The following is an 18,066-nucleotide window of genomic DNA, read 5'->3' on the forward strand; positions in this document are numbered from 1 at the left end:
CCATCCCTCGGCAGCAGGATAATCCACAGATTCTGTGGATAACGCTGTGCATCAAGACGTTTGAAAACCCGCCGAGCGCGACAATCTCTAGCCTCGACTCAAGTTGGTCATAAAATCGACAACTGCTCGATACACAAATGGCCCGGCGAGAGCCGGGCCATTTGTTGTGCCGGAAGTGCAGCAATCCCTGTCGCGCTTTCGTTACTCGAAGGTCAGTTACTCGAAGGTCATTTCCGGAACATGATCGGGCACGACCAACTTGCCTGCGGTCTTTTCCTTGATCTCTTCGACACTGACACCCGGCGCGCGCTCCTTGAGAATGAAAGCGCCATCCTTGATCTCAAGGTAGGCAAGATCGGTCAGGACACGGTTGATGCAACCGGCACCGGTCAGCGGCAGCGTACACTGCTCGAGTAGCTTGGAAGTTCCATCCTTGGATGCATGGGTCATGGTACAGATGATGTTCTCTGCTCCAGCGACCAGGTCCATCGCGCCCCCCATGCCCTTGATCAACTTGCCGGGAATCATCCACGAAGCAATATTGCCATTCTGATCAACTTCGAAGGCGCCGAGGACAGTGAGATCGACATGGCCGCCGCGGATCATGGCAAACGACTCGGCAGACGAGAAGATCGCCGAGCCTGGTCGGCTGGTGACTGTCTGTTTGCCGGCGTTGATCATGTCAGCATCGACTTCATCCTCGGTGGGAAACTGGCCCATGCCCAGCAAACCATTCTCGGACTGCAGCATTACGTCCATGCCTTCCGGAATATAGTTGGCCACCAACGTCGGGATGCCGATGCCCAGGTTGACGTAGAAACCATCTTCGAGCTCGCGCGCGACGCGCTGCGCCATTTGTTCACGAGTGAGTGCCATCTTGATACCTCTTGTGTTCGGTGGAGAAGTCAGCCGTTTGTACTGGCGTCAAATCCGCTCAGGATTCACGCACGGTGCGCTTCTCGATGCGCTTCTCGAAGGTTCCCTGGATCAGGCGGTCAACATAGATGCCCGGTGTATGGATCTGGTCGGGGTCCAGTTCACCCGGTTCAACGATCTCCTCCACTTCGACCACGGTGATCCGACCTGCCGTAGCCACCATCGGATTGAAGTTACGCGCCGTCTTGCGATACATGACATTGCCGTAACGATCCGCCTTCCAGCCTTTGACGATGGCGAAGTCGCCGACGATGGCTTCCTCGAGGATATAGTGTCGGCCATTGAACTCCCGGACTTCCTTGCCATCGCCAATCGGCGTGCCATACCCGGTTGCTGTGTAGAAGGCGGGAATGCCAGCACCTCCGGCGCGCAGTCGCTCGGCCAGAGTGCCTTGAGGTGTCAACTGAACATCGATCTCACCATCGAGCATCTGGCGTTCGAACAACGCATTCTCACCGACGTAGGAGGCCAGAATTCGACTGATCTGGCGGTCTTCCAGCAGAACACCGAGTCCAAAGCCATCTACCCCACAGTTATTGGAGACCACGGTCAAGTCCTTGACCGCACGACGCTTGATCTCGGCAATCAGGTTTTCGGGAATGCCGCACAGTCCGAAACCTCCGGCGAGCACCGTCATCCCGCTGTCGATGCCGTCCATCGCCTCTTCATACGAATACACGCGCTTGTCGAATCCGGCCATTATGGCGCCTCATCTGTTGTCTGATGTGGATGCTATGTGATTAGTGCTATGTGGTTAATACAGTGTGGACAGTGTTGCCTCTTGTCATATATTTGTTAAGTTTGTTTTTCTTATCAATTTATTGGAAATTCCAATAAATTTGACCTTGGTCGTACACTCATGAGTGCCGAATCCCATGACCGTTAAACAACTGCGTGCCTTTCTTGCCGTCGCACGTACGCTCAGTTTCACGCAGGCCTGCGACCAACTTCATATGTCTCAGCCGGCCCTGAGCCTTGCCATCAAGGGACTCGAAGAGAGCCTCGGCGGTCGCTTGATGATCCGCACCACCCGCAGTGTACGACTGACCCCGGAAGGTGAATCTCTGGTACCACTGGCCAAGCGCCTGCTTGCCGACTGGGACAACACCGAGGAATTGTTGCGCCTGCGCTTCACCCTCCAGCTCGGCCACCTGTCGTTGGCTGCCATGCCCTCCTTTGCCGCCAGTCTGTTGCCGGAGGCTCTCAACCGCTTCCGCCGCATACATCCTCGCATCAACGTCACGGTGCATGATGTGGTCAACGAGCAGGTTATCGACATGGTGCGCCAGCGCCAGGTGGAGCTCGGCATCGCCTTTGAACCCGAGGCCAGTGGTAACCTCGACTTCGTGCCGCTCTACACTGACCGCTTTGTCGCCGTTGTGCCTCCTGACTCGCCGCTCGCCCAGCACTCCCGACTCGACTGGGACACGCTCATGACTCGCGACTTTGTCGCCCTGCAACGCCCGTCCATGGTGCGGCGCCTGCTGGAGCAGCAACTGGGGCCACGCTATGCCTCGCTCAAGATCGCCTGCGAGGCTCACCAACTGGCCAGCGTCGGCAGAATGGTCGCCAGCGGCCTGGGAGTCAGCGCGGTCCCTTCGCTGTGTATTCGACAAATGCACGAGATCGGCGCCGTCTGTCGTCCGTTGGTAGCGCCGCGGATCGAACGCGCCGTAGGCTTGATTACCTGGAACCCTCATGAGCTCTCCGTCGCCGCTCGTGTCATGGTAGAGATGCTGGAGTCGATCAGTGTTCCACCGTCGCTGCCTGACTCAGAGTAGTCCACTGCGGCGACCCACTGGGCATGTGAGGCACGATCCATTAGCATTGCTCGACTCTGGACTATCAGTCCTCTGTGACTCTTCCGCATGGAGCCTGCTTGCATGTCGAACATCAAGGGCCTGATCAGTGTTCTGCTGCTCATATTGAACACCTTGTTCTGGACACCGCCACTGCTGTGCCTGACTCTGATCAAGGTTGTGACACCCGGCCGGCCACTGCAGCGTCGAATCCTCGCGGGCCTCAACGCCATTGCCTTGAACTGGATCGGTTTCAACCTATGGTGGATGAAGCTCTGGGTACGTCCCAGCGTGCATCTTGAGGTTCCCGAAGAGCTCAGTCCCCAACAATGGTGGCTGGTTCTCTCCAATCATCGTAGCTGGACTGATATCTTTCTCCTGATGATGGCATTTCATCGGCGCATCCCCATGCCACGCTTCTTTCTCAAGCAGCAGTTGATCTGGATTCCCATTGTCGGGCTGGCCTGGTGGGCACTGGAATATCCTTTCATGCGTCGCTACACCAGAGAACAACTGAACAACAATCCAGCACTTGCGGAACGAGATCGTAAAGCTACCGAACGCATGTGCGAGCGCGCCCGTGATGTCCCCCTGTCGATCATCAACTTCGTCGAGGGCACACGATTCACGCAAGCCAAGCGCAACGAGCGACAGAGCCCCTATTCTCACCTGCTGCGACCCAAGGCCGGAGGCATCGCTCAAGTACTCAGTCTGCTCGGCGACCGCCTTGCTGGTATCATTGATGTCACAATCGACTACCAGTCACCGAAGCCCAGCTTCTGGAGGTTTCTGTGTGGCCGCGAACAGGGCATTCGAATCGAGGCCCGCACACTGGAAATTGAGGACTGGATGCTCGATGGCACATATCATAACGACTCGAACTACAAGGAACGCTACCATTCATGGCTGAATGCCCTGTGGCGAGAAAAGGACGCCTCACTCGACTCGCGCCCCTGGTAATCGCGTTGATACTGGCCGGCTGTGCCAACCAGTCGAGCCATCCACCCTCCAGTGGCCAGGCAATAAGTTCCTCCAGCGCCAGCATCTCCGGCAACTGGGTCACCATTCAACGTGGTGATACCCTCGGCAGCATCGCTTCACGTGCGGGAGTACCACTTGTGCGTCTGGAACGCTTCAACCCCGGAATTGATTCGCGCCATCTCGCGGTCGGACAACGCGTGCTCGTGCCCGGCCAACGGGAACGAGCACCCTCCGGCGGCCCCTACCGCTATCAGGTGCGAGCAGGCGACACCTATTCATCGATCGCGCGATATTTCAACTCGAATCCGCAACGTATCCAGAACGCCAACCCTGGCGTCAAGGCAACCGACATGCGTGTTGGACAGCTGATTCAGGTACCGTTGAACAGTACTCGGGCAACGGCTTCCAGCTCTGGTGCGACATCCTCGTCTTCTGCATCAACATCAGCGCAACTGCCTGACCCGGGGAATGTCCCATCGAAAGCACGCGGCTGGCCCTGGCCACTGGACGACTACCGCATCGTCCGTCGTTACGGTGCTGACTCACGGGGTGTTCTTCAGCCCATGTTGCTGGCGACCGATGAAGGCGCACAGGCCAAGGCAGTTGCCAATGGGGAAGTGAGCTTTGCCGACAGCATGCGTCAGCTCGGCAAGGTGGTTATCCTGCACCACAGTGACAACCTGCAGAGTGTCTATGCGCTGTGTGATAGTGTACTGGTCAAGAATGGTCAACAAGTGACGGCCGGCACACCATTATGTCGTGTGGGGCGTCACAGCAGCACTGGCCGCTACGATCTGCTGTTCGACATGCGCCACGGTGGCAAGCCAATCAACCCCACCACCATACTGCGCTGAGCCTCGTGCTGAGGTAAACCTCCGTTGAGAGGACACTGTGATACTCCATCGGGCGTCACAGTGTCTTCACACGACTGTCCCGGTCCTGTCACGAACTCCCCCCAACCTTGTGTCTGAGGCGGCCATAACAGGCCCGATAGACACGAGGAACTCCATGCAAATCTGTCTGGTCAGCGAAACCTGGTCCCCCGACATCAATGGGGTTGCGCATACTCTTGGCCGGATCAGCCAGGAACTGCGAGAAATGGGCATTACCTTGCAACTGGTTCGCCCACGTCCCGCTGCGCCTGACGCTCCTGCTGCCGAAGGAATTGAATCCGAGGTACAGGTACGCGGCATGTCGGTACCAGGCTACAAGGAAGTGCGCATTGGCTGGCCATCAGGACGCGCCATCAAGCGCCTGTGGAAGCAACAGCGCCCCGATGCGGTATACATCGCTACCGAAGGCCCGTTGGGATGGTCAGCGCTGCGTGCGGCGGAAAGCCTTTCGATTCCCGTGGTCAGCGGCTGGCACACCAACTTCGACCACTACTGCCATGACTATGGATTCGCCTGGCTCTCTCCGCTGGTGCGTCGTCGCCTGCGACACTTCCACAACCGTTGCGATGCAACCCTCGTGCCCACGCACCAGCAAGCTGAAGCGTTGACTGAGCACGGATTCGAACGTGTCAGCGTGATGGCACGAGGCATCGAAGGCGACCGTTTCACTCCAGACAAGCGCGACCAGACTCTGCGAGACAGTTGGGGAGCCAATGTTCATCAGCCGGTAGCACTCTACGTCGGTCGTCTGGCACCGGAAAAGAACCTCGACCTGTTGCGCGACACCATGCTCGGCATGCAGCTGGCCCGTCCAGACCTGCGCCTGGTCATCGTTGGTGATGGACCAGGACGAGCCTCGCTACAGAAAGCCCTGCCGGATGCGGTCTTCACCGGTTTCATCCCGTCCAGCGATCTCCAGGTCCACTATGCCAGTGCCGATATCTTCGTCTTCCCTTCATTATCGGAAACCTGGGGCAACGTGATACTCGAGGCGATGGCCAGCGGCCTTGCGGTTGTCGCCTACCGGCACGCCGCAGGCAGCGAACTGATCAGCAACGATCTGGATGGCATCAGCCTGCCGGCCGATGATCCCCAGGGTTTCCGCCTGGCGGCGGTGGAACTGTGTCAGCAGCAGGCTCGTTACGCGCGCCTGGGTAGAGCAGCACGTCAACGAGCACTGGCCTATCGCTGGCCAGCAATTGCCGAAACCTTCCTCAATGCTCATCGCAATGCAAGGGAGTCTCGCCATGCCATCTCGAATCCCGCAGGTGTTTGATCGTCTCGACATGCTGGAATGGCACCTCTGCCAACGCATGGCCGGGTTGTCTATCCATCGGCCTTGGCTATCGACGCTAAAGATCGCCAGCAAGGTCGGCGACTGGCCGGTATGGGTAGTGCTGATTCTGGCCCAGCCGGTCATCCACGGGCGTGAGATCGGTATACGCCTGATGCTCGAATACACTCTCACGGCATTGGCTGCCATTGCGGTCTATAAACTGGTCAAGACGCGACTCTGCCGTGAACGCCCATTCATTACCTTCGGCAAGAGCATCATGTGCAATGAGCCGGCGAGGGATCGCTACAGCTTCCCCAGTGGCCACACCATGCATGCGGTGATGTTCTGTGTGCTGGTAGCAACCCACGCCCCGGCGCTTCTTCCCTGGCTGGTACCGCTGGCCATACTGATCGCGATCTCTCGTGTCGGTCTTGGTCTGCACTATATCAGCGACGTGGTTGCCGGCGGAGTGCTTGGCTATGGCTTTGCTGCCGCCAGCCTGACGCTCTCAACAACAACAGCGCTGCTCGTTGAAGAGACACTACTCAGCGCCGCGTCTTGAATCATTTGTCGCTGGGCAGAGTAACGCCAGACGTGACATGCTGTGATCATGACTCCACGACCTTCACTGCCCGGCAAGTGTGTGCTTGACTCTCCGCCCCTCCACTATCTTGCCGACTTCCTGCCTTCAGCACAGGCCGACCAATTGCTGAACAGGCTGGGCCTGGAACTCGACTGGCAAACACCAGAAGTCCGAGTCCACGGACGACTTCACCCGATCCCTCGTCAGCAGGTGTGGATGGGGGATCACGCCTACCGCTATTCTGGTCAGCGATTTCAACCCTGCGCCTGGCACCCACTCGCCGATAAACTACGCCAGCGAATCGAACAGCATCTCGTCACCGCGCAACCCGGGCATTGGACCTTCAATAGCCTACTCCTCAATCGTTATCAGCATGGGGAGCAGCGTATGGGCTGGCATAGCGACAACGAAACGGAGCTCGGCGAGCATCCCTGTATCGCCTCGGTCAGCCTGGGCGCCGCACGCCCACTACGCTTTCGCTGGAAGGACCGCTCGCACGCGTCATTCAACGTCTGGCTCGAACACGGCAGCCTGCTACTGATGGGCCCCGGAGTACAGCAACAGCTCGAACACGCGCTGCTGCCGCGACGCAGTGATGGCGAGCGAATCAATCTGACGTATCGGTGGGTCAAGACGTAAGAGAGAAGAGAGAAGAGAGAAGAGAGAAGAGAGAATCTCAAGCGACGAATGACACGTTGTCAAAGCCCGGGAAGCCAGCCTTTCAGTTCCAGATTGACAGCAACATGCTGTTCATCTTGCAGCTACTTTGAGTTCGAAGGTCGGGCCTCTTTCCTTCTTCCCTCTTGTTTCTCGATACCAACAAACAGCGCGGCACCAATGGCACCACGCTGCAGATTCTCAAGATAACGGTATAAAGAGATACGTGGCACAGCGGCTCTATCGCCGTCCCTAGCCTCGACAGCCCCTTGGCCGCGATAGCCCTTAGCCGCGATGGTATCCAGGGGTTATGACCGGCATCTTGCTGACTGTCATCGGCAAACGTTTGCCACGTACTTCAGCAAATACGGTATTACCGATCTCGGCCTGATCGATGCTGACATATGCCATCGCGACGGGTTTGCCAACGCTGGGGCCAAAGCCACCCGAGGTTACCGTTCCGATATGCTCACCACTCTCATTGTAGAGCTCGGCTCCTTCACGCACTGGCGCACGCCCTTCGGCGAGCAGCCCCACACGCTTGCGTTGGTGATCCTTCTTCTCGATCTGATGGAGCACCACATCGGCGCCAGGGAATCCTCCCGCACGATCGCCACCACGACGACGAGGTTTGCCGATGGCCCATATCAATCCGGCTTCGACAGGCGTGGTGCTGGTATCAATATCGTGGCCGTAGAGACACAGACCCGCTTCCAGGCGCAGCGAGTCCCGTGCGCCAAGACCAATCGCCTCGACTTCCTCCTCCGCCAGCAACAGACGCGCCAGCTGTTCGGTCTGCTCTGCCGCCACCGAGATTTCGAAGCCATCCTCGCCGGTGTAGCCACTGCGGCTCACCCACACCGGAATCCCGGCAATCTCGAAGCGAGCGTGCTGCATGAATACCAGCTTGCAGGCTTCCGGGCACAGACGCTCCATGACCGCCGCCGTTTTCGGTCCCTGGATAGCCAGCAGACCACGATCAAGCTCTTCGACATCATGCTCGGGCAAGCCACGGCGCAGATGCGCCAGATCCTGGTCACGACAGGCAGCATTGACTACCAGATATAGGTGATCGCCCGCATTGACCGTCATCAGGTCGTCGAGAATACCGCCGTCTTCACTGGTAAACAGGCCATAGCGTTGCATGCCTACCGGGAGATCAGCCAGATCCGCTGGCACCAGCGTTTCCAGTGCGCCCAACGCCCCTTCTCCATGGATCAGGATCTGCGCCATGTGCGAGACGTCAAACAAGCCACAAGCAGCGCGGGTGTGCTCATGCTCCTTCTTGACCCCAAGCGGATACTGCACAGGCATATCATAACCGGCAAAAGGCACCAGCTTCGCGCCCAACTCCTCGTGCAGCGCGTGAAGTGGTGTGGTCTTGAGTTCTGTCATGGCGAATTCACTCATCTATCGTTGAAGAACCGGCCTGTTGCGAAGAGGCGCCCCGCAGGGCGCCTCGAAAAGCCAGCAGGCTCAGGATTTACCGTGACCCAGGTCTTCGCCGGGCAAGATATCCTTACCGTCGAAGTAATCCCTGGTCAGTTTAAACACCACCGGCGACAGCAGCGCCAGGGCAATCAAGTTGGGAATGGCCATCATGGCGTTGAAGGTATCGGCCATCAGCCAGATGAAGTTCAGCTTGGCCAGAGCACCCACTGGCACCGCGATCACAAACAGAATGCGGTAAGGCATGATCGAACGGGTACCGAACAGGAACTGGCAGCACTTCTCACCGTAGAATGACCAACCAAGGATGGTCGTAAAGGCAAATACCGCCAGCGCAATCGCGACAATGGCATCACCCGACGTACCGGCCAACGCATGGCTGAAGGATTGCGCAGTCAACGCCGCACCCTGCACCCCTTGTTCCCAGATCGGAGATGTCAGGATCACCAGCGCAGTGATCGAGCACACCACGATGGTATCGATGAACGTACCCAGCATGGCAATCAGACCCTGACGGACCGGGTTCTTTGTCTGCGCGGCAGCATGGGCAATAGGAGCACTACCCAGCCCTGCCTCGTTGGAGAAGATACCGCGCGCGACACCGAAACGAATGGCAGCCATCACCGCGGCACCGGCAAATCCACCAGCGGCGGCATGCGGGTTGAAGGCGTAGTAGAAGATACTGCTGAATGCCGCACCAATTTGATCAGCATTGGCAATCAGAGCGATGACACCCGCTACGATATAGGCGATACCCATGATCGGCACAAGCTTACCGGCCACCTTGGCGATACGCTTGATACCACCCAGAATCACCGCACCAGCGAGTACCATCATCACCACACCGGTGACCCAGGGGGCGATACCGAAGCTGGACTGCAACGCATCTGCCACCGAGTTGGCCTGTACCGTGTTACCGATACCAAAGGCAGCTATGCCACCAAAGAAGGCAAAAGCCACGCCCAGCCAGAGCCATTTACGCCCCAGGCCATTCTTGATGTAGAACATCGGGCCACCGATGTGATTGCCATTGCTGTCGGTCTCGCGATAGCGCACCGCCAGCACCGCCTCGGCAAATTTGGTCGCCATACCTACCAGTGCGGTAATCCACATCCAGAACACAGCACCTGGGCCACCCAACGCAATGGCAGTCGCCACGCCCGCGATGTTACCGGTACCGATGGTGGCAGAGAGTGCTGTCATCAAAGCGTTGAATGGAGAAACCTCACCATCCTTGGCATCGCCTTTGCTGTCGCGTCCCGCCCACATCAGTTTGAAGCCGGTACCCAGCTTGCGGATCGGCATCAGCTTGAGCCCCGCCTGAAGGTAGATGCCCACCCCCAGCAACAGGACCAGCATGATGGGTCCCCACACCACTCCATTGATGGAGGTGAAGATATTGTTGAGTGCTTCCACGGAAGTCTCCCTATGCAAGGCAATTATTTTTATGTACTGCCGATCCATCAAGGCGATCCATACAGATCGTGCGAATCAATGCGTCAGCCTCAACGAATACCGATTCCCCTGGTGCAGAGTCGACAGTACGAACCCGCCTACGATAGCGGATAGAGGCGAATTCGCACCAGCAGCAATAATCCACGCTGACACCACGCTACGCTGTGCGCCGTGTTTCCAGAATTTTCTTATTGGAAACTCAGGATACTCTAATGCGTGACTCTCTACGGTACAATCCCTCTCTCACTCAACGAGCCACTGTCGCTCATAGACACCCCACAGCCGCTGCGGGAATAGCTGTCCAATGACAGATACCAGCGAGGAGACGACAGAACGGTGCCGGATACAGCCGGATATCCCCTTTCCATCTTGCAGTGACTACTATTGCTACTGGACGCCACGCGCCTGTCGTTCCAATCTACAGCAGAGGATTTCGGTGGTTCCCGAATTCTTCAGGAACACTTATTGATACAGAGACTCGCAAAACGCCTTCGTTGGCGTTAGCATGCGCAACATCGGAAAACCAATTTTCGTATAGGAAATCGTGATGAGCTCTATCCCCGCCAACCTGCGCTACACCGACAGCCACGAGTGGATCCTGGACAACGGAGACGGCACCGTGACCATCGGCATTACCGACCATGCCCAGGAAGCTCTGGGCGACGTGGTCTTCGTCGAACTTCCCGAAGTCGGCAGTGCTCTTGCACGTGGCGATGAATTCGGCGTCATCGAATCGGTCAAGGCCGCCTCCGACCTCTACGCTCCTGTCGACGGCGAAGTCGTCGAGATCAACAACGAGCTGGAAGATTCACCGGAGACCGTCAACGATGCGCCCTATGAAGACGGCTGGATCATGAAAGTGCGCCTCGAAGACAAGAGTGTCCTCGAGAACCTACTCGATGCAGACGGCTATCAGGCCATCATCGACGCCGAGGGTTAACCCTCAATTCCATCTGTCTGACGGATGGATGAGCTGTCTGCCTGCCTTATCAGCAGGCAGCGGCTCTTCAACGCTCCATGCACTGTGACTACCCGCGCACTGCAATTACCCGCAAGCTATGCGATGCCCCGCAAACCATGCGTTGACCCGCACAGCATGCGCCTTGTTCACCATTGGGCTGTTGCCCACCACGCTACCAGGGTGTTCCATGGCTTTTGACAAACGCCGCCTGGCCGAACTGGCCGACCACGATGCCTTCATTCGTCGCCACAATGGACCGCGAGAGGACGACAGAAACACCATGCTGTCGGCCTTGGATATGGATAGCGTGGATACGCTGATTGACCGCACCGTGCCAGCCAATATCCGGCTCGGACGCGAGTTGGATCTCGATCCGCCCAAGGCCGAAGCGGAAGCTCTCGATTACCTCTATCGCCTGGCACGCCAGAACAAGGTGGCACGCAGCTATATCGGACAGGGGTATTACGACACTCACCTTCCGTCAGTCATCCAACGCAACGTGCTGGAAAATCCGGGTTGGTACACCGCATATACGCCGTACCAGCCTGAAATTTCCCAGGGCCGCCTTGAAGGTCTGCTCAACTTCCAGCAGATGGTCATGGACCTGACCGGCATGGAACTGGCCAATGCCTCATTGCTGGACGAGGCAACTGCCGCTGCAGAAGCCATGGCACTGTGTCGCCGCTCGAACAAGAAAGCAAAGAGCAACGCTTTCTTTGTTGCCGAAGATGTCTTCCCACAGACCATCGATGTCCTGCGTACTCGTGCCGCCTGGTTCGGCTACGAGATCATCACTGCTCCCGCCAGCACTCTGGGCGAGCATGATGTGTTTGGTGCACTGCTTCAGTACCCGGGTAACGATGGTCGCATCCACGACCTGGCACCGCTGATCGACTCGGCTCGCCAGCGTGGCGTCATGACCTGTGTTGCCACTGATCTGATGGCGCTGGTACTGCTCAAGGAGCCTGGCATGCTGGGCGCCGATATTGTTGTCGGTTCCTCGCAACGCTTTGGCGTCCCGATGGGCTTCGGCGGCCCGCACGCCGCCTTCTTTGCCACCACCGACAAGCTCAAGCGCTCGATTCCCGGCCGCATCATCGGCGTGTCGAAGGATGCACGCGGAAATACCGCGCTACGCATGGCGATGCAAACCCGTGAACAGCACATCCGCCGCGAAAAGGCGACGTCCAACATCTGTACCGCCCAGGCACTGCTGGCCAATATCGCTGGTTTCTATGCCGTCTATCATGGCGCCGAGGGCCTGCGCACCATCGCTGGCCGCATTCATCGCCTGACCACCATTCTTGCGCACGGTCTGCAGCAGAAAGGCATCCAACTGGTCAATGACAGCTGGTTTGACACTCTGCGTCTGACTGGTGTCGACCGCGGCAAGATCCTTGGCCGCGCCATGACCCATGACATCAACCTGCGCTACTTCGACAATGGCGATGTCGGCGTAAGTCTCGACGAGACCACTACCGCTCACGACCTCGATATCCTCTTCGACGTACTGCTCGGTGAAGAACACGGGCTCGGTGTTCGCGAGCTCGACGATGGTGTGGTCGCTGACCAGGCCAGCGGTATCCCGGCTGCCTGCCAGCGTACCAGCGACTTCCTGAACCATCCGACCTTCCAACGTTACCGTAGCGAAACCGAGATGCTGCGTTACCTGAAGCGTCTTGAAAACAAGGACCTGTCGCTGGCACATGCGATGATTCCGCTGGGCTCCTGCACCATGAAGCTCAATGCCACTACTGAAATGATGCCGATTACCTGGCCAGAGTTCGCGCGCATCCACCCCTTTGCGCCGAAGGACCAGGTGGCCGGCTATCGGCAGATGATTGATGAACTGGCGGCCTTCCTGGTGGAAATTACCGGCTACGATCACATCTCGATGCAGCCCAACTCCGGTGCCCAGGGCGAGTACGCCGGTCTGGTAGCGATTCGCCGCTACCAGGCCGCACAGGGTGAAGGCCACCGAGACATCTGCCTGATTCCGAGCTCCGCACACGGCACCAACCCGGCCTCCGCCGCCATGTGCAGCATGAAAGTCGTGGTCGTCGAGTGTGACGACAACGGCAACATCGACCTCACGGACCTGCGTGCCAAGGCCGAACAGCATGCCTCACAGCTTTCGGCAATCATGCTCACCTACCCGTCGACCCATGGCGTATTCGAGGAAGGTGTCCGCGAAGCCTGCGAGATCGTGCATGCCAATGGCGGCCAGGTATACATCGATGGCGCCAACATGAACGCACAGGTGGGTCTGGCCTGCCCGGGTGACTTCGGCGGCGACGTCAGCCACCTCAATCTTCACAAGACATTCTGCATCCCGCATGGCGGCGGTGGCCCCGGAATGGGCCCGATCGGTGTAAAGGCACACCTTGCGCCCTACGTTGCCAACCATGTGGTAACACCTCTGGAAGGCGTGGAAGCCAACTCCGGCGCAGTATCCGCCGCCGCCTTCGGTTCGGCTTCGATCCTGCCGATCTCCTGGGCATACATCAAGATGATGGGAGCTCGCGGCCTACGTGAAGCCACCGAGCTGGCAATCCTCGGTGCCAACTACATCGCCCGTCGCCTGGGCGACCACTATCCGGTGCTCTACAAGGGGCAGAACGGTACCGTCGCCCACGAATGCATCATCGATATTCGCCCGCTCAAGGCCGCTTCCGGCATCAGTGAGGAAGACATCGCCAAACGCCTGATCGACTATGGTTTCCATGCGCCAACCATGTCGTTCCCGGTGCCCGGCACCTTGATGATCGAGCCAACCGAGTCGGAGTCGCTATACGAGCTGGATCGTTTCTGCGACGCAATGATCGCGATTCGTGAGGAAATCGGCAAAGTGGAAAGTGGAGAGTGGACAGCCGAGGACAACCCTCTGGTGCACGCACCGCATACCATGGCCGACCTGATGGATAGCGAGTGGACGCGCAGCTACTCACGTGAAATCGGCGCGTTCCCTTCCGATGCGGTCAAAGGCGCCAAGTACTGGCCGGCAGTCAACCGTGTCGACAACGTGCTGGGCGATCGTCAGTTGATCTGTTCATGCCCGAGCATCGATGAGTACCGCGACTGACCTGCAGTCAAGTATGTACTCGATTGACACCCCGCTGCGGCGGGGTGTCATCGTTTCAGGTGCTGGAATAGTTGGCGGGAATAGTTGGCGGGAATAGTTGGCTGGAATAGTCATCTGGAATAGTCGGCTGACTCAGTTGGCGCCAGACGCATCCGGTTCGCCTGACGGTCGGTTGTCCGGGTGACCGAAGCGCTCAAGATGGCGCTGCTCGCGAAAAGCTTCGAGCAGCCGGAAGTAGCGGCCGGGAATCCGTGCATCGCGACGACTGACCAGATAGAAGGTCTCATCAACCGGCTGCGAGAGTGGCAGCTCACGTACCTGACGCTGCCAGGGAGACGTCTCCAACACCAACCGCGATACCACACTGAAGCCGAGTCCACGCGCGACCGCATCCAGCACCATGCCGACCTCGTTGGTAAAGCCCTGGCTGGGAAACTGGCTCATGGACCGAAACTCACTGGAAAAATTGGCCTTGAGTAGCGCACGCGCCTTGTCCAACCCCTCGCTGTAGTTGATGAATCCCAGCCCCAATAGATCATTGAGCGACGCTCCCGCGAAGTCCGCCGGGACCACAAGACACAACGGCTCGTCATACCATGCCTCGACATCAACCGCCTCCTCCCGAGGCATCTCAGTCACCACCCCGACATCATGACGACCGGTGATCACATCGGTGATGATCTCCGGCTGGAAGGCGAAGCAATAGGTCACACTCAAGCCGGGATTAAGCTGCTGCTGGCCGAGCAGAAATGGATACAGCATCACACCGATACTGGCGGTGGAGGCAATTCGGCACTCGCCACTGAACAAGCTATCGTCATCCAGCGAATGGCGAAATTGCTCATGATCCGAGAACAACCGGACACCATAATCATGAGCGCGCCGCCCTGCTTCGGTCAGCCTGATCCGTCGCCCCTGACGCTCGATCAGAGGCTTGCCGAGATACTGCTCCAACTTGCGCACATGTTGACTGACGCCAGGCTGCGTCATCGATAGCCGCCGGGCAGTGCCCGTAAAGCTACCGGTCTCGACGAGCGTAATGAAGGTACGGAAGTATTGAGCATTGAACATGGGCAGTCGGCCACTCCGTGAAAGCGCCGCCATTCTATCACTTTGCAGGTTCTACAGCAGCGCTGCCCCGGGCCTGCGGCTCGTGTTAGCATCAACATCAGCCATTTCGTACACCTCTGTTCTACCCAGTTTGAGAGCCCTGTTCATGTCCGACCCTATCGCCGCTCGCGCCGACGCCATCCATGAAGCCCTGCTGTCCATGGAGCAGGAGGCTGGTGCCGACGACCTCTTTCCTCTGGGCTACCTCATTCCCCAGATTCCTCTCGTCTTCGATCAACTCGACTACGACCCGATGGATGTGGACGGTGAAGAATTTGACGCCGTCTTCCATCAATGGCTGGACAACACTTTCGCCCAGGATGGCATGAGCGACGCTGACCAGCAGGCAGTTAGACAACTCTTCAACCTGGCGTGCCTTCAGGCCCAGGCCAGCACGCCCTGACAAGGAAGCCAGCAATGCCAGAAACCATTTCTGCCACCATCTCTCCGGAAGGCAGTCTTGAAATCCTGTCCCAGCACGAGGTCAATCGTCTGCGCGACACGTCTCAGGCCGGCCTGCATGACATTCTGCGCCGCTGCGCCCTGGCGGTGCTCAACTCGGGCAACCCGATGGATGATGGTCTTGCGCTGATGGAGACCTACCCGGATTTCGATATCGAGGTTCAGCAACAAGACCGTGGCGTACGCCTCAAACTGTCCAATGCGCCCGCCGAAGCCTTTGTTGATGGACGTATGATTCGCGGTATCCGAGAGCACCTGTCATCGGTGCTGCGCGATATCGTCTACGTCTACAACGAGATTCAGACCCAGAACCGTTTCGACCTGAGCTCCGGTGAAGGCACCACCAACGCCGTCTTCCACATCCTGCGCAAGGCCGGGACTCTGAAACCAGGCCTGGACCCCAGCATGGTGGTCTGTTGGGGAGGGCACTCGATCTCTCGCGAGGAGTACGAGTACACCAAGGATGTCGGCTATCACCTCGGTCTTCGCGATCTCGATATCTGCACCGGCTGTGGACCCGGCGCGATGAAGGGGCCGATGAAAGGAGCCAATGTCGCGCATGCCAAGCAACGCCGCTACCCCGCTCGTTACCTTGGTGTTTCGGAGCCCGGCATCATCGCCGCGGAAGCCCCCAACCCCATCGTCAACGAACTGGTGGTAATGCCGGACATCGAGAAGCGTCTCGAGGCTTTCGTGCGCCTGGGCCACGGCATCATTGTCTTTCCTGGCGGCGTTGGTACCGCAGAGGAAATCCTTTATCTGCTTGGCATCCTGCTGCATCCCGACAATGCCGATATGCAGTTGCCGCTGATATTTACCGGGCCTGCCAGTGCTGCCGATTACTTCACGCGCATCGATGAGTTTCTGGTCTACACCCTGGGAGAATCGGTGCGTAACCTGTATCGCATCATCATCGCTGACCCGGCGAGTGTCGCCAGAACCATGCGCGCCGATATTGAAAAGGTTACCGAGTATCGTCGCTCCCGGCAGGATGCGTTCCACTTCAACTGGCGGCTGACCATTGCTCGCGACTTCCAGGAACCCTTCACGCCAACTCATGAAGCAATGGCTTCTCTGGCCTTGCGTCGTGAACTACCCAAACATGAATTGGCTGCCAATCTCCGTCGCGCCTTTTCCGGGATTGTCGCGGGCAACGTCAAGGAACAAGGTCTGCGTGCCATAGAGGCGCATGGTCCCTTCCGCCTGCACGCCGACGCCGACCTGATGGCGAAACTGGATGCCCTACTGACATCCTTCGTCGCTCAAGGCCGCATGAAGCTGGCTGGTGAGTACGAGCCCTGCTACACGCTGGGCAATGCTGGCTGAGGCAAGAGTTGCTCGATGATCGCCGGGACGACTGCCATAACGGCCGCCCTCAACGATCATCACAACGACAACGGCCCGGGTTCATTACCCGGGCCGTTGCTGCTCTGACTCACCTGACGACTTCTGATTCACCTGGATTCGCCTAGCGACTGCTGTGTCTGGCAACTGCTGTGTCCAGTAATTGCTGTGTCTAGCAACACGCTTTCGACAGTGGTCAGTCCTTGCGTGCAAATATCAGCACGATGGCATACAACAATAGGCCCGCCGTTGCTCCCTGGGACAGCGTCGCAAGGCCAAGCGGCACACCACTTCCGACGACCTTCCAGCCGATCATCGCCAACATGCCAACAACCAGGCAACCAATCAGAGTGAACAACAGGCGCAGGAAGCGCGAGCGACCAGTTCCATCGAGGAACCGCCACTGCATGAGACTGGCCAACGCCAGCACACCAAGGATAATCCAACCAAGTGTTTCCCGGGTGGCATGACCCGCCACGGAGTAACGCGGCAGGGTCAAGGCCAGCACGATCATCAGCCCGACCATCAGGCTCAGTCGCGCCGGACTGGCCACCTTACCGGCAACCTTCGGTGTCCTTGACTCGCTCATCAGGCCACCTTGAGGTCTTGTGCGCTGATCCAGGCCTCGACCCAGGGCAAGGCAGCATCGTCAGCCATGAAGGTCTCCATGGCATCAATCTCCAGGCGCTCGTCCAGGCGCGTTGCCCCCTGACCCTGCAGCAGCTCATCGAGGCGACGCCCGGCGCCACAGAACGTGTCGCCGTAGGAGCTGTCGCCCATGGCAATCAAGCCATAGCGCAAGCTCGGGAGCCCGGGGCTCTGATCCTGAAGTTCTCTGACGAAGGGAACGAAATTACCGGGAAAGTCGCCGCTACCGGTCGTCGAGACGCAAAATAGTGCGAGGTCGGTATCTTCTGCGGTGACATCAGCGAGACTGGGCTGGTCGAGAACCTGCACCTCGTAACCCGCGTCTTCGAACAACGGCTTGACTTGTTCGGCTACGTCCAGGGCACCACCATACATGGTACCGACAAGTATCTTGAGTGTAGGCATATGAGGCTTGACTTGATGAAAGGGG

Annotated in this window: 17 protein-coding genes; 10 read left to right on the top strand and 7 right to left on the bottom strand. The window is 58.3% G+C overall.

All coding sequences use genetic code 11. The annotated features are described in order from the left end of the window. Positions 1 to 216: 216 nt before the first annotated feature. Entirely contained in the window at positions 217 to 876 is a 660-nt protein-coding gene (locus AR456_RS10500) for a CoA transferase subunit B (protein WP_021817443.1), read from the bottom strand. 58 nt (positions 877 to 934) lie between these two features. Then, positions 935 to 1,636, bottom strand: a complete 702-nt coding sequence (locus AR456_RS10505) for a CoA transferase subunit A (RefSeq protein ID WP_021817442.1) — start codon at positions 1,634 to 1,636, stop codon at positions 935 to 937. A gap of 175 nt (positions 1,637 to 1,811) precedes the next feature. On the opposite strand from AR456_RS10505, the gene AR456_RS10510 reads away from it, so the two are divergent. From AR456_RS10510 to AR456_RS10535, 6 genes are all read left to right on the top strand, one after another. Then, positions 1,812 to 2,717, top strand: a complete 906-nt coding sequence (locus tag AR456_RS10510; protein WP_021817441.1) for a LysR family transcriptional regulator — start codon at positions 1,812 to 1,814, stop codon at positions 2,715 to 2,717. Between the two features lie 102 nt (positions 2,718 to 2,819). After that, complete coding sequence (locus AR456_RS10515) at positions 2,820 to 3,695, top strand: acyltransferase (protein WP_021817440.1); 876 nt, start codon at positions 2,820 to 2,822, stop codon at positions 3,693 to 3,695. After that, the gene (locus AR456_RS10520; protein ID WP_081694566.1) at positions 3,638 to 4,570 is read left to right on the top strand and encodes a LysM peptidoglycan-binding domain-containing protein; all 933 of its coding nucleotides are present in this window, start codon (positions 3,638 to 3,640) and stop codon (positions 4,568 to 4,570) included. Before AR456_RS10515 ends, AR456_RS10520 begins: the two co-directional genes overlap by 58 nt. 154 nt (positions 4,571 to 4,724) lie before the next feature. Then, a complete protein-coding gene (locus AR456_RS10525; protein ID WP_021817438.1) occupies positions 4,725 to 5,885 on the top strand; it encodes a glycosyltransferase family 4 protein in 1,161 nt (386 codons plus the stop codon). After that, positions 5,857 to 6,447: a phosphatase PAP2 family protein gene (locus AR456_RS10530; RefSeq protein WP_021817437.1), complete on the top strand. Its 591-nt coding sequence runs from the start codon at positions 5,857 to 5,859 to the stop codon at positions 6,445 to 6,447. Before AR456_RS10525 ends, AR456_RS10530 begins: the two co-directional genes overlap by 29 nt. Before the next feature lie 48 nt (positions 6,448 to 6,495). After that, entirely contained in the window at positions 6,496 to 7,107 is a 612-nt protein-coding gene (locus tag AR456_RS10535) for an alpha-ketoglutarate-dependent dioxygenase AlkB family protein (protein WP_051995679.1), read from the top strand. 303 nt (positions 7,108 to 7,410) lie between these two features. On the opposite strand, the gene gcvT is transcribed toward AR456_RS10535, so the two are convergent. Both gcvT and AR456_RS10545 read right to left on the bottom strand, forming a co-directional pair. Continuing rightward, on the bottom strand, positions 7,411 to 8,520 hold the full coding sequence (gene gcvT / locus AR456_RS10540) for a glycine cleavage system aminomethyltransferase GcvT (RefSeq protein ID WP_021817435.1): 1,110 nt from the start codon (positions 8,518 to 8,520) through the stop codon (positions 7,411 to 7,413). An 81-nt stretch (positions 8,521 to 8,601) separates the two neighbouring features. Then, positions 8,602 to 9,990, bottom strand: coding sequence for an alanine/glycine:cation symporter family protein (locus tag AR456_RS10545; protein ID WP_021817434.1), 1,389 nt, complete (start codon positions 9,988 to 9,990; stop codon positions 8,602 to 8,604). A gap of 586 nt (positions 9,991 to 10,576) precedes the next feature. Between AR456_RS10545 and gcvH the strand changes: the two genes are divergently transcribed. Then, positions 10,577 to 10,969, top strand: coding sequence for a glycine cleavage system protein GcvH (gcvH, locus tag AR456_RS10550; protein ID WP_021817433.1), 393 nt, complete (start codon positions 10,577 to 10,579; stop codon positions 10,967 to 10,969). A 208-nt stretch (positions 10,970 to 11,177) separates the two neighbouring features. Further along, positions 11,178 to 14,072 carry an aminomethyl-transferring glycine dehydrogenase gene (gene gcvP / locus AR456_RS10555; RefSeq protein WP_021817432.1) on the top strand — a complete coding sequence of 965 codons (2,895 nt, stop codon included), beginning with the start codon at positions 11,178 to 11,180 and terminating at the stop codon, positions 14,070 to 14,072. 132 nt (positions 14,073 to 14,204) lie between these two features. Here gcvP and AR456_RS10560 read toward each other — a convergent pair whose 3' ends face one another. Beyond that, entirely contained in the window at positions 14,205 to 15,143 is a 939-nt protein-coding gene (locus AR456_RS10560) for a LysR family transcriptional regulator (protein WP_021817431.1), read from the bottom strand. Positions 15,144 to 15,288: 145 nt separating this feature from the next. Between AR456_RS10560 and AR456_RS10565 the strand changes: the two genes are divergently transcribed. Both AR456_RS10565 and ppnN read left to right on the top strand, forming a co-directional pair. Beyond that, positions 15,289 to 15,585 (top strand): hypothetical protein, encoded by a 297-nt coding sequence (locus tag AR456_RS10565; RefSeq protein WP_155829137.1) that lies wholly within the window; start codon positions 15,289 to 15,291, stop codon positions 15,583 to 15,585. A gap of 14 nt (positions 15,586 to 15,599) precedes the next feature. Continuing rightward, entirely contained in the window at positions 15,600 to 16,970 is a 1,371-nt protein-coding gene (gene ppnN / locus AR456_RS10570; protein WP_021817429.1) for a nucleotide 5'-monophosphate nucleosidase PpnN, read from the top strand. A 214-nt stretch (positions 16,971 to 17,184) separates the two neighbouring features. On the opposite strand, the gene AR456_RS10575 is transcribed toward ppnN, so the two are convergent. Next, entirely contained in the window at positions 17,185 to 17,577 is a 393-nt protein-coding gene (locus AR456_RS10575) for a hypothetical protein (protein WP_021817428.1), read from the bottom strand. Further along, on the bottom strand, positions 17,577 to 18,041 hold the full coding sequence (locus AR456_RS10580) for a flavodoxin (protein WP_031207009.1): 465 nt from the start codon (positions 18,039 to 18,041) through the stop codon (positions 17,577 to 17,579). The genes AR456_RS10575 and AR456_RS10580 overlap by 1 nt, the downstream gene beginning before the upstream one ends. Positions 18,042 to 18,066 lie beyond the last annotated feature (25 nt).

The organism is Halomonas huangheensis, assembly GCF_001431725.1.
GTDB classification, from domain to species: domain Bacteria; phylum Pseudomonadota; class Gammaproteobacteria; order Pseudomonadales; family Halomonadaceae; genus Halomonas; species Halomonas huangheensis.